The sequence below is a fragment of the Clostridium sp. USBA 49 genome (assembly GCF_900167505.1).
GTDB classification, from domain to species: Bacteria; Bacillota; Clostridia; order Clostridiales; family Clostridiaceae; genus Clostridium_AT; species Clostridium_AT prolinivorans.
Genome location: NZ_FUYD01000023.1, coordinates 1 through 11,418, shown reverse-complemented (window position 1 = coordinate 11,418; position 11,418 = coordinate 1). Strand labels below are relative to the sequence as shown.

Annotated in this window: 14 protein-coding genes and 1 pseudogene; 1 reads left to right on the top strand and 14 read right to left on the bottom strand. The window is 37.2% G+C overall.

Features of this window, described 5'->3' with window-relative positions; translation table 11 throughout:
- The 14 genes and pseudogenes from B5D11_RS12345 to B5D11_RS12280 all read right to left on the bottom strand — a co-directional run.
- Positions 1-244 (bottom strand): transposase (locus B5D11_RS12345; protein WP_180377018.1); only part of this gene is annotated, 244 nt, incomplete at its 3' end.
- Positions 245-322: 78 nt separating this feature from the next.
- The gene (locus tag B5D11_RS12340) at positions 323-1,126 is read right to left on the bottom strand and encodes a DUF5655 domain-containing protein (RefSeq protein ID WP_242942296.1); all 804 of its coding nucleotides are present in this window, start codon (positions 1,124-1,126) and stop codon (positions 323-325) included.
- A 363-nt stretch (positions 1,127-1,489) separates the two neighbouring features.
- Positions 1,490-2,134 (bottom strand): plasmid pRiA4b ORF-3 family protein, encoded by a 645-nt coding sequence (locus B5D11_RS12335; protein WP_014256612.1) that lies wholly within the window; start codon positions 2,132-2,134, stop codon positions 1,490-1,492.
- 5 nt (positions 2,135-2,139) lie between these two features.
- On the bottom strand, positions 2,140-2,712 hold the full coding sequence (locus B5D11_RS12330) for a hypothetical protein (protein WP_078683310.1): 573 nt from the start codon (positions 2,710-2,712) through the stop codon (positions 2,140-2,142).
- 55 nt (positions 2,713-2,767) lie between these two features.
- Positions 2,768-4,159, bottom strand: coding sequence for a DUF6884 domain-containing protein (locus B5D11_RS12325; RefSeq protein ID WP_078683309.1), 1,392 nt, complete (start codon positions 4,157-4,159; stop codon positions 2,768-2,770).
- 286 nt (positions 4,160-4,445) lie between these two features.
- Entirely contained in the window at positions 4,446-4,919 is a 474-nt protein-coding gene (locus B5D11_RS12320; protein ID WP_242942295.1) for a hypothetical protein, read from the bottom strand.
- A gap of 112 nt (positions 4,920-5,031) precedes the next feature.
- Positions 5,032-5,577, bottom strand: a complete 546-nt coding sequence (locus B5D11_RS12315) for a LysM peptidoglycan-binding domain-containing protein (RefSeq protein WP_078683308.1) — start codon at positions 5,575-5,577, stop codon at positions 5,032-5,034.
- Positions 5,578-5,633: 56 nt separating this feature from the next.
- The gene (locus B5D11_RS12310; protein WP_078683307.1) at positions 5,634-6,368 is read right to left on the bottom strand and encodes an endonuclease III domain-containing protein; all 735 of its coding nucleotides are present in this window, start codon (positions 6,366-6,368) and stop codon (positions 5,634-5,636) included.
- 44 nt (positions 6,369-6,412) lie between these two features.
- Complete coding sequence (locus B5D11_RS12305) at positions 6,413-6,814, bottom strand: hypothetical protein (protein WP_078683306.1); 402 nt, start codon at positions 6,812-6,814, stop codon at positions 6,413-6,415.
- A 135-nt stretch (positions 6,815-6,949) separates the two neighbouring features.
- The gene (locus tag B5D11_RS12300) at positions 6,950-8,518 is read right to left on the bottom strand and encodes a recombinase family protein (RefSeq protein ID WP_078683305.1); all 1,569 of its coding nucleotides are present in this window, start codon (positions 8,516-8,518) and stop codon (positions 6,950-6,952) included.
- On the bottom strand, positions 8,481-8,972 hold the full coding sequence (locus B5D11_RS12295) for a recombinase family protein (RefSeq protein WP_078683304.1): 492 nt from the start codon (positions 8,970-8,972) through the stop codon (positions 8,481-8,483). Before B5D11_RS12295 ends, B5D11_RS12300 begins: the two co-directional genes overlap by 38 nt.
- Positions 8,936-10,504 carry a recombinase family protein gene (locus B5D11_RS12290; RefSeq protein ID WP_078683303.1) on the bottom strand — a complete coding sequence of 523 codons (1,569 nt, stop codon included), beginning with the start codon at positions 10,502-10,504 and terminating at the stop codon, positions 8,936-8,938. Before B5D11_RS12290 ends, B5D11_RS12295 begins: the two co-directional genes overlap by 37 nt.
- A gap of 61 nt (positions 10,505-10,565) precedes the next feature.
- Positions 10,566-10,784, bottom strand: a complete 219-nt coding sequence (locus tag B5D11_RS12285; protein WP_059031384.1) for an SHOCT domain-containing protein — start codon at positions 10,782-10,784, stop codon at positions 10,566-10,568.
- Between the two features lie 53 nt (positions 10,785-10,837).
- Positions 10,838-11,071 (bottom strand): annotated as a pseudogene (locus B5D11_RS12280) (LysM peptidoglycan-binding domain-containing protein); the annotation flags it as partial.
- Positions 11,072-11,173: 102 nt separating this feature from the next.
- Between B5D11_RS12280 and B5D11_RS12275 the strand changes: the two are divergent.
- A partial coding sequence (locus tag B5D11_RS12275) for a helix-turn-helix domain-containing protein (RefSeq protein ID WP_143327710.1) occupies positions 11,174-11,418 on the top strand: 245 nt, incomplete at its 3' end.

Genomic DNA, 11,418 nt, shown 5'->3' with positions numbered 1-11,418 from the left:
TTAACTCAACTGGTCCTAGTTCAGTTTTTATAGTTTTCTTTGAGTATCCATTTCTACTATTTGAGGTTTGTTTTTCAGTAACATCATACTTGTCATATCCAAGCTGTGTATCCATTTCTGCTTCTAATGCTTCTTGCAGTACCTCTTTAAATAATTCTTTCATAGCATCTAAAACATCATTAGGACTTTTAAAGTTCTGCTCATTAACATAATTTCTTAAAATTTCTTTAGAAATATTCGACATAAAAAACACTCCTTCTTGTAAATATTTGGTATATTATCTATCCAAATTCTTGCCAAGAAAGAGTGCTTTTTATTCAGTTTACACAAAATTTTTTGCAGGCTCCAAAAAGTGTTGACAATCCATAATTTCATCTGGATTAAGTCTTAAATATAGCATTATACTTTTCATTCTTACCTCTATACAAGCAATATTTTTTATCTTTTTAAATGCACTATATAGCTTCAATTTATTCTCAGTTACGTCATCACCAAGTGCTAAAATATAATCCCTAATGGAATAATATAGCTCTCTTAAATTATTGCTTGTTGATTCTAACTGTTCATCAAAGGTTTTATCTGTACTTTGCTTCACTACCTTTTCTATAGTAGTATCTTTAATTGGTGTAGCTACATTTGAATTAATCAAATCAAATAACAGCAATTCATCTCCAAATTTTTTATACCTAATAAGGTCTATATTTCTGTTAATTTGCTTTACAGCATATTCATCATACTTAGTAAAATCACCTGCTATACAAATAAGACGTGGCATGCTCCAATCAAGCTTATCTGAAAACTCTTTACCTAAAGTCTTCATAACTAAAAGTTCAAAGTCCGCTTTATGGTCTAAAAGCCAATCCAAGTAAAATAGTCCTTGATTTATTACATTCTCATTACTGGCTCTTTTATATTCAAAAATTACAGGACAATTATTTTCATCTATCCCTAAACTATCTATACGGCCGCCATTAGAAGTTATATATTCGGTTTTAAGAAAGGTAACCCCAAAGAACGTAGACATATTCTGCTCAATCAATGTTTGTAACTCTCTTTCAAGCGATACCCATGTAGCTGGCAATTCTTCTACGCCATTATTTATTTTAAATAATTTTATATCAGCCATTTAACCCTCTCCCAAGAAAATTTGTGTTTCCATTCTCATACAGATTAATTATATCACTTTCATCGTTTCCTTACTACGTGTTTGGAAACATATAACTTTTTACACAAAAAAGAACCCTGATTTCTCAAGGTTCTAACTGTGTTTCCTTTGCAGCTTTACGACCGTCTCCACGTGGAACGAGCCGCTTGGATTGATGTCTTGGGCTAATTTTTTGAACCTTACGTTTACGGGAACATGTCAATGAGTTTTTCGGACATTTTTGAAAAATCGCTGTTCACGGGAACATATCTACGCAGGAAGTATATCAGCATAGCCCATTGAAACCTAAAATATGACTCTTGAGGAATAAGTCGTCTTCCTCCACTACTTTACTTTTTTGATTTTCAAGCATGTCTTTAGCAGATCATTCCTAAAGTCAATGTCAAATTCCCTGTAATGCTGGCTTTCTCCCCATTGCCGCATTGATTCATGTTCCGGATGCTTAAGGTCATTCCATGCTTCAAGAAATTCTTTGTAACCGCCAAAACCACCTACATCTTCCGGCGGACAAGCCCCCGCGCCTGCAAGTATTATAGGGTAACCAAACTCATAATCTTCAATGGTTTTTTCCAGTTCAATTTTATGTCTCCAATAATCGCCAAAGTCATAAATGTACTCAAGGGTCTTATATTTTTCCAGATAGTTATCAATTTTGACCGTTTGAGGCTGTCTAACGGTTGTTTCAATTATCCTGGCTATAATGCCATGAGGGTCTTCCTTTCTTGTTGGCTTTTTGCTTTTGTACTTGGCAGAGTAAAATTTAAATACCTCATAGGATTCTTCGTCATTTGTAATTCTGAGTTTCTCCTGCGGAAACTCAAATTCATAAAGATGATAATCCCGCCAACCCATTGAAAATTGTATTGTGTCATGCAGGCGTCTGAAGGTAACATCCGCCGGGATAACTACCCTTCTCCATATTAGTGGTTCGGAATCAATTAATTCGATTTTTATCTGAAAGGCTTTCATCACTTTCACCTGAATTCCTTTCCCGTTATTCTTTTAATCACTTTACAGAACTGCCTCCATTCTTCTGGAAACTTATTGTCGCCATATTTTCTGACGGTTCTCCCGTCTGTAATTATTTCAACGCTCCATTGAGTCCCGTCACAGACTCCGGGTTCTACGTATTTTGCTTTCCAGTTCAGCAGATTGATCTCTTTTAAACTCTTAATGAATTCTTCTGCAGTTTTATTTCGGATGGATCTTGTACTGGTTTTTTCAGAACCACCCTCTTTGAACAGCCATGTAGTTTTAAGATTTTTCAAATCAATATCTACATGATAATACCCGCCAAAGTAACCACCCACTGATGCTTTAAGCCCTTTAATCTGACCGTATATGATGTCAAGCACCTGCTCCCGGTTCCACTCATTTTTACAATCCTTGCAGTAGTATTCCGGACCGCCTTCTATAATGCAACAACCGCCCAATTTTACTTTTCTGGCTTCAGCTTCCTGAAAAAGCTTAAAACTCGGCATGCCATATACAATTTTAACCGAATTCTTAGACCCGCATTTAGGGCATTTTTTATAATTAACAGCCACTTTTCCGCACCTCTTTGCTACATAGCAGTCATTATTAATCCACTACTTCTTTGCCTTATCTATTTCTGAGGTCATACCTGATTTTTATAGTCGAACTATAACCGCTGGGAGTAGTATGTAAAACTTCATCACCAGGCATCATTTTCTCATACATAATCCTGCATATCTGCGGCATCCTGTTTTTCATACCCATCTGCTTATGAATATCCCCTGAAACCAAATCAATATAGTCCTCGCCTCGCAATTTTGCTTCCTGTAACAATTTTTCTATATACTGCCTTACATCATCGGCTGTTTTCCCTTGTGAACCCGTAGCTTCAACAGCCACCCTGACACTATCTTTTGCTCTTTGTACACGTGCTCTATGCCCCGTATTGTTTCTGTAACTATCGTTTCCAAATCTGGCAAGCCACACAACCCGCTCTAATTCTTCATCAGATAAAGGTTGTCCCAGCAAACCCTGTCTATTCCAAAGGCCACTGTTTGCAATCTCAGGCACAGGGCTATGCAAACCAAGCCAATTGCTGCTCGGGCCAAATGATGAATGCCTGTTTAGTGATGCAATAATACCTTCTTCTAACCTCAATCGCTCAGCTTCTTTATCAACCGGAAAACAAACAAAGGTGATGTTATCTCTTAAATATCGGCTAATTTTTGCCTCAAGTTCAGTTTCAAGCCCTTCATTTATTAAGTGTCCATAGTTTCTTTCGTTTTCAGAATTATGCATATCAATTTCCCACACTTGTAAATATGGATCCGATGCCATTTTCAAAAAAGCCCTACCGATATTTTTACGGAAAATACTACCGTCAGCATCCTCTTTCACAAAGTGATCTCTTAATCTTTGCAACAAACGGTCTTGACCTCTATGGGTACCTACTCTGACTATTCTATCCATACCATGATAATTCTCGCCTTTTTCAAACATTATATATATACCATTTTTATAAGGAATACTGTTAATTATTGACCAATCCAGACGAGGCAAACTATTAAAAAGCATATGAAGAACCTTTGTTTTATCCGATTCTTTTTCAAGCTTAATCAACCTCTCTAACTCTGGAATCCATTCCCCTTGACGTTTACCTTTCAAAGGAAGCCAAAAATGATTCATATGGGGCAACAAATTTTCATGATAAACTTCACCAGCTAAAACAATAAACTCATCATGCTCTAGATCTGAAACCTTTCTTAATTCGTTTAGCACCATTTCTGCCCATGCACGGCGTTCCTGAGTACTTTTATCTTTCAAGGTTTCATTATAAGGTTCGATAATCATGTTCTCTGGTATTAAGCCATATTTTGCAGAAAGGATAAATATTTTATCTGCAATAAGCTTTGCAAAAGAAAAGGCCAGCTGAAACCGCGAGCTTTCTGAATATAAATCTTTTGCTTGGCATTTATATGATTTTTTCCTACTTGTGCAAGAAATCAAAGCAATTTTCATTTTTGTTCGCCACCTATAATTTAAATCTTAAACAAATCGAAACATGCGCTATTTCAGCATGTCCCAATTATTCAAATGATTGTTAACATCAAGTCTTTTCTCAGACTTCAAGCTATGTTCATAACTACCAGAGCGATGTTCGAAGCTTTTGCTATAATAAAATTTAATTATTAAAGGTTTTTTGGCATCAGGTTTGAAGACCTTTATATCGCAAACTATATTTCATAAGGAATTCGAATCCGGATTCCGATTGCATGATGAATAACTCATCAGTTAATCAATCCTTTTACTCAATGCTATTCATTATCTCTTTCATGCTGTCAATTAAATAGTCCTTTTCAGAATCTGACACCTCGCTGTTCTCTTGCAGTCTGGCAATATAGGATTTAATAATATCTTTGGATTTTACAAAGCTGATGTTTCCAGGCAAATTGCTGAGTATCAATTGAGCGTCTATAAATGCGCCCATACTATTAATAACTTGATTCATTAATTTTTCTGCTTGTTCGATGTTCCCGTTTTTCATTGCTTCTTTTGCAGAAATACTAATGCTACGGACGTCTTCTCCCCATATTGCATATCTTGATGGAGTTGCCTTGCATTCTTCATCACATGAGTCAAAAATCGCTCTTTCTAGTCTGTCCATGCACATTCTTTCACTGTCGTGTTCTTTTACTCTTGTGATTACTACGGGAGCATTTCTGTTGTTAAAATTATAAAAGTTTATTACAGCCCGCATCAATGATTGTATTTGAGCCAATCTTTATCATCCCTTTCAGCTTAACAATAATAAAAATACCCTGTTCCGGTCTTTTATAGAAACCAGGCAGAGAACAGCAACACGTTTTTTAACTGTTTCATGCTACCACTCACTAGTTCACTTTTGCACCTTTGTCAATATAAATCGGTATCTTTAAAGTTTCTCCCGCTTTTATAAAGTTAGGTTCGGTAATGTTGTTAAGTTCCAGAACCTGTTTAGCATACCATTCATAATTCATTCTGTAATGTTCATTCATAAAGTACGGGTTGATAATATCAACCAGCGTATCTCCTGATTGAATGGTTACCTCACGTACCTCTTTAAGTTCCCATACATCGTCGGGACGGTTTGAAATATTTATACCGCTGGGTATGCCTACTTCATCAGGATCAAAGTATTCTTCGGGCGGTATTACCTTTTGCCCATTTTCAACGATATACCAAATGCCGGTAGTTTCATTAACATACCGTCCTGTCTGTTCGTCATAGGTATACCCTTCAAGTGGTTCAGGATTACTATCAGATATGATTTTTCCAGCAGCATCAATTATAAGTTTCCTACCATCCGGTAATATTTTTTCTCGTGTTTCTACCCCTCCACAGCCAGCAAGGATTATAATTACCAGTCCTATTACAAGTAGAACACTTATACGTTTCAACTATATCACCTCCAAGGCAAACTGCCGCAAAATATATCTTATTATGTAAAAATTGTTTAAACCCTCTTCTTGCATTCAGAATTAATAATACATTCGTTGCAATTAGGATTACTCGGCCTGCACCAGGTTCGCCCGATCTCCCAGCATGAAAAATCTATAATCCCAGGAAACTCAGGATTTAACTCTCTTGCCTTATAGATAATTGAATCTAAATCAGCGTTATTGTCAACCAAACCTGTCCGTCGCATTACTCTTAGAATATGCACATCTGGTGATATGTCAATTGAGTAATAATCAGAAAACGGGATCTTAAATTGTCTGGCAAGAATATTAGCCGCCATTGTGGCAATTTTTTTGCCGCTTCCTTTAAACTGCAAGAATTCATAAACCACTTTTGCGCTACTAGGGTTGTTGCTCCATATTCGCGAAGCATCCCCATTATACTTTACTTTAATATCCTGAACTGCAGAATAAAACACTTCTGCCATTGTATCGTTAAATCTATGCAAGACATTTCTATTAAAAATATTCTTGTACTCTTCAAGTGAAACGCTGGCTAAATCATCAATTTTAAAGCTTCCTATAATCTCCCTTATTCTAAAGGGAATTGACCACGCTCGCTCCGCTTTAATCTGCCTATCCATCAAGCAGGCTAAAACAAAAGCATGGGGCGTGTTTTCAATATCGTTAAGAAATTTATCATGTTCTATGTCATTAACAAAAGGAATAAGATGTCTTTGTGAATCACTAAATCGTGCTTTTCCTATTGTTACAAGCAAATGTTCCGCCATATTATCACCTTTCCATAGCTTCTCCTCATGCTTAGCGCTATACTTTAATCTTTTAATTTGATACGGTTTCCCGGCAATGCTTCAAACATATCAGGGTAATGCCCGCACCTTGCCCTTATCTGTGTATATTCCGCCTTACTGCCATCCTTTTTTAAATACAGCCTACGCCTATATATCTCATCGGCAAGTTCAGCAGCATGCATCGTTTTGTTTTCCGCCTCTGATAAGACAATTCTCATAGCATCATGAAGCGTATAGTTAGGCATTTCGCTCATGCTAATTCCTACATCAGTTAAATTATTTTCATCGTATTTTAAGACTATATAAACCGGCTTATTATCTTTAAGCAGAACAACTTTTCCGTTTTTATCAACAACAGAGAATACATGATCTATATTGGTTTTCAATGAATCAAAGGGAATTAAGCTGTCTATTCTAATATCCATAATTCACCACCTCATAACAATTATACATGAAAAATATTTATTTGTCTATATATTTGTTTATATATTTGTATAAAAATAAAAACGCCGCCAATTAAGAAGGTTTCCTCCTCAACTGGCGGCAATCATATTGAAATCCTATAGTTTCACTTCTATTTCCAGACCCGACTTAAACTCTACCACTAGCCTGTCATCATATACAGTTGCCTTTTCAACTAGTTTCCTAACCAGTTTATCATCAAACTCCGCAATATCACTGGTTTGCGTGTTAAGGAAATCAGTCATCTCAGCAATCCGATCCCGCTTATCTTGGCGGAGAGCGTTTCTCGAAAGGGTTTCTTGCCTTAGATCACGTAGTCGGTAAATCTCATTGACAATATTATCGTATGCTTCCTTTGAATTTGCCTTTTGGATTAACTCGGTTTGGAGTTCTTCTAGCCTTTTATCAATGTCTGCTGTAGTCTCATCCAAATCCACGCTTAATACGGTTTCAATATTCTTCTTCAGTATGGCCAGAAAAGAGTTTTTTCCGCTGACCGCTACATTGATGGCTTCTACAATTTTCTCTTTAAGCGTATCTTCAAGTATAGTGGAAGCGGTACAAAACAAACCGGTATTTTCTAACCGGCTAACACATCTCCATACGATTGATTTCTTCCCTCGATTATTCCAATGTACCCTGCGGAATATTTCATGGCAATTGCCGCAGAAAACCATCTGTGATAAAGGATGATTGTTGCTATAGTTTCTTTTCTTTCCATTCTTACTTATATGCACACATCTTCTTTTGACAAGCTGTTCCTGAACCTGCATAAAAATTTCACGCGGGATTATAGGCTCATGGCTGTTTTCTACATAGTATTGTGGAACTATACCGTTATTAGGTACCCTTTTCTTCGATAAAAAATCTACCGTATAGGTTTTCTGCAGCAGCGCATCACCGATATATTTTTCATTCCTCAAAATCTTATTGATGGTGCTGGTATGCCATCTGGGATTGCCTGCACCCGTCAGAATTCCGTCAGCCTCCAAACCCCTAGCTATCTGTAGCATACTGGAACCTTCAAGATATTCTCTGTAAATGCGTTTGACGATCTCAGCTTCTTCAGGTACGATAACTAAATTGCCATCCTTATCCTTTGTATAGCCAAGAAACCGGTTGTGATTGATATGGATTTTTCCTTGCTGATATCGGTATTGAATACCCAGTTTTACATTCTGGCTTAACGATTGGCTTTCTTGCTGTGCCAAAGATGCCATGATGGTCAGCAGGATTTCCCCTTTGGAATCCATTGTGTTTATATTTTCCTTTTCAAAATAAACTGGGATGTTCTTGTCTTTAAGCTGCCTTATGTACTTCAGGCAGTCAAGCGTGTTTCTTGCAAACCGGCTGATAGATTTTGTAATTATCATATCGATTTTGCCCTGCATGCATTCTTCTATCATCCGGTTAAATTCTTCACGCTTTTTTGTGTTAGTTCCGGTAATACCTTCATCTGCAAATATACCAGCTAACTCCCATTCTGGATTGCTTTTAATGTAATTTGTATAATGCTCGATTTGCGCTTCATAACTGGTTGCCTGCTCCTCGCTGTCCGTAGAAACACGACAGTAAGCTGCTACCCGAAGCTTAGGTAATTCCTCGGCATTTGCACTATTCCCAATTCGCTTACGGGCAGGAATTACCGTAACATTCCTGGTTGTCATCTAAAATCACCTCGCTCTTAATAAGACTATAAGCATACTCTGCCTGCTGAAATGGATCATCGTATAGTTTATCTGGCATTGAAGCATAAAATCTAAAATTTAGGTATTTCTTTTCATTTCCTTTATGTTCATAAATCCTGCCAAGTGCCTCAGCTCGCCTGTGTCTTTCCAGTTGTGCTTTTTCGAATGTGTCCTTGCTGATAATTGGCGGATAGAATTTATCCTTAACATACCGTTTATCTGCCAGCATTCTTGCAATAGATGTGTGGTAGCGCTTAATGCCCGCTTTTTGGGCTGCTTCGGTTAAAGAAAGCCCGGAAAGGTAAGCCTCAAATATTTTCTCAATCTTAACTGCTTCCTCTTCATTAATTACAGCCCTGCCGTTCTGAATGGTATATCCAAAAGGTATATGGCTCATCATTTCACCAACCTTTCCCTTAAGTTCAACCCGCATTTCATTTTGAAACCTATTTCTTCTTGTGAAAACACAATGATTTCTTCAATAAAATCCTCAAATATTTTGCTATCGAATGCATCAATCTGCTTTTCAGCTTTCGTTGCAAATTTAAGAAGCTTCTCAACCTCAACAAGGATAGTCTGACTCCCATCGATTGCGCGTTTTATGGCTTCTTTTTGTTCTTTTAATAAAACCGCTTCTTTGAGCAGCTCATTTTTCTGTGTATTAAAAAGAGCGGGTTCCAGGTATCCTTTGGCCATAAGTCCCATAATCACCTGAACTCGCTCTGTATTTTCTTTGATTTTTGTTTCCAATTCTTGAATCTTCGCTAGATTATCTGAGTAATTTGTTTTCTTTAAGCTTTGCAACAATGGCCTTAGAATGAACTTATGACCGAAAATAAGCTTATTGATCATTACAACGAAGGCCTGATGGATCGCATCCTCTCTTATAAACTTCATGGAACAGCTTGATGCGTCCTTTATGTGCTTTGTGCAACACCATGCAATATATTTACGGTCACCGCTGCCATGAATTCGACGCTTAAAATTGCTGCCACATTCTGCGCATTTGATTTTCCCAGAGAAAGAGTAGCGTTTTTGATACTTGCTGCTTCCCTTAATTACACCTTTTTCTTTTCCTCTTTGCTTTAATATCTCTTGGGCGGCTTCAAATTCCTCATGGGATATAATGGCTTCATGATGGTCTTTTATCATGTATTGATCTTTTTCCCCACGATTATAATGCCGCTTAAAATTCTCATCTGTATAGGTCTTTTGCAGAAGGACATCCCCGGTATATTTTTCATTGCTAAGAATACCGCGGATAGTGGTCGCTGTCCAATGCGAACCTTTCTTTGTTGGGATTTTATCCATATTTAACCCATCGGCAATTTTCTGTGTACCTTTACCTGCTAAAGCTTCAGAAAAAATCCGCTTTATGATTTCAGCCTGTTCTTTATTGATAAATAGCTTTCCATCCACATAATCATAACCATAGGGAGGATACGAAATTTTGTATGTTCCGTTTTGGAACCTACGCCTGATAGACCACTTACTATTTTCTGCAATGGATAATGACTCGTTTTCTGCAAGGCTGCTCAAAATTGTCAGCACTAATTCGCCTTCCATGCGCTGCGTGTTTATATTCTCTTTCTCGAAATAGATGAAAACACCGAGATCGGTAAGTTTTCGCACCATTTCAATGCAGTCGGTTGTGTTTCTGGCAAATCTGCTGACTGACTTGGTTATAATAAAGTCAATTTTCTTGTTTTCACAATCTGCAAGCAGTCTCAAAAGTCCAGTTCGGTTTTCCTTTTTTGTGCCTGAAATGCCTTCATCATAATAAATCCCTGCAAATTCCCAATCAGGATTTGCTTTTATATAGGATTCATAATGGTCTTTTTGTGCTTCCAGGCTTGCCATTTGTTCATCACTGTCTGTTGAAACCCTGCAATAAGCCGCTACCCTCACCTTTGGCTTGAAAGCTTGGAGAGCATTGTTTCCATCAATCCTTGTTACCTTTCTCACTGTTTTCACCTCCTTTGGGCATGTGACATGTTACCTCTGTGTGCCGCTAATAGCAAGCTAATTAGGCCATAAGCTGTGCATACATCGGCGAGAAAGTTTTGCGGTTCAACTTGTCGATTTTGTTGAATTCTTCTTCTGAAATCAGTCCCGCCTTAAGCATCTTTTGCAGGATTTTATATGCCCGCCAGTAATCAACCTCTCTTTGAATTTCCTCCTGTGTTATCTTTGAATAGTTCGTTTCCTGCGGGTTATATGGTAAATGATTAGCCGCCTCTATCATTCAAGCACCTCCTATAAAAACTTAGGACAGCCGCGATTGGCTGTCCTTTATCGTTATTCCGGCAATTTGAGAACTTGTCCGGGGTAAATAGTATCTGAAGTCAGGCCATTGAGTTTCTTAATCTCCGGAAATCTTGTTCCTCTACCGAGTTCTTTTTCCGCTATTCTCCATAAGGTATCGCCTTTTTGCACTGTATAGGTTCTATTGCCCTTGTTATCAGGAATGCTGTTTACAATTACAAGGTTTTCTTTTGCTACCCAAGTGTTTATGCCTGCAATCTCTTGACCGCTATAAATGATACGATAAGAATGTAAGAAAGTGATCATTTAAGAATGTACAAATTGATTATATGTATAGTATAATTATCAATATTTAAATTGGAGGTAATTATGATTATACATATAGATGTTCATTCTGAAATAAAGATAAATAAGTTAGAAGATCTTCATAAATTAAAGTTAATTATGGAGGAAAACAATTTGAAAGTAAACAAAAGTCAGATAGCTAGAGAACTTGGCGTTGATCCACGTACCGTAGGTAAATATTTAAATGGATATGTTAAACCCACCACTAGAAATCGCAAATCCAAAATAGATGCTTTTGAACCCATTATAAAAGAGCTTCTTGGTAAAGA

Coding starts and splice junctions, on each gene's coding strand:
- B5D11_RS12285 (WP_059031384.1), bottom strand. CDS start 10,784: ATGATAGAGGCGGCTAATCATTTACCATATAACCCGCAGGAAACGAAC.
- B5D11_RS12325 (WP_078683309.1), bottom strand. CDS start 4,159: ATGAAAATTGCTTTGATTTCTTGCACAAGTAGGAAAAAATCATATAAA.
- B5D11_RS12310 (WP_078683307.1), bottom strand. CDS start 6,368: ATGGCGGAACATTTGCTTGTAACAATAGGAAAAGCACGATTTAGTGAT.
- B5D11_RS12335 (WP_014256612.1), bottom strand. CDS start 2,134: ATGAAAGCCTTTCAGATAAAAATCGAATTAATTGATTCCGAACCACTA.
- B5D11_RS12300 (WP_078683305.1), bottom strand. CDS start 8,518: ATGACAACCAGGAATGTTACGGTAATTCCTGCCCGTAAGCGAATTGGG.
- B5D11_RS12305 (WP_078683306.1), bottom strand. CDS start 6,814: ATGGATATTAGAATAGACAGCTTAATTCCCTTTGATTCATTGAAAACC.
- B5D11_RS12295 (WP_078683304.1), bottom strand. CDS start 8,972: ATGCGGGTTGAACTTAAGGGAAAGGTTGGTGAAATGATGAGCCATATA.
- B5D11_RS12340 (WP_242942296.1), bottom strand. CDS start 1,126: ATGGCTGATATAAAATTATTTAAAATAAATAATGGCGTAGAAGAATTG.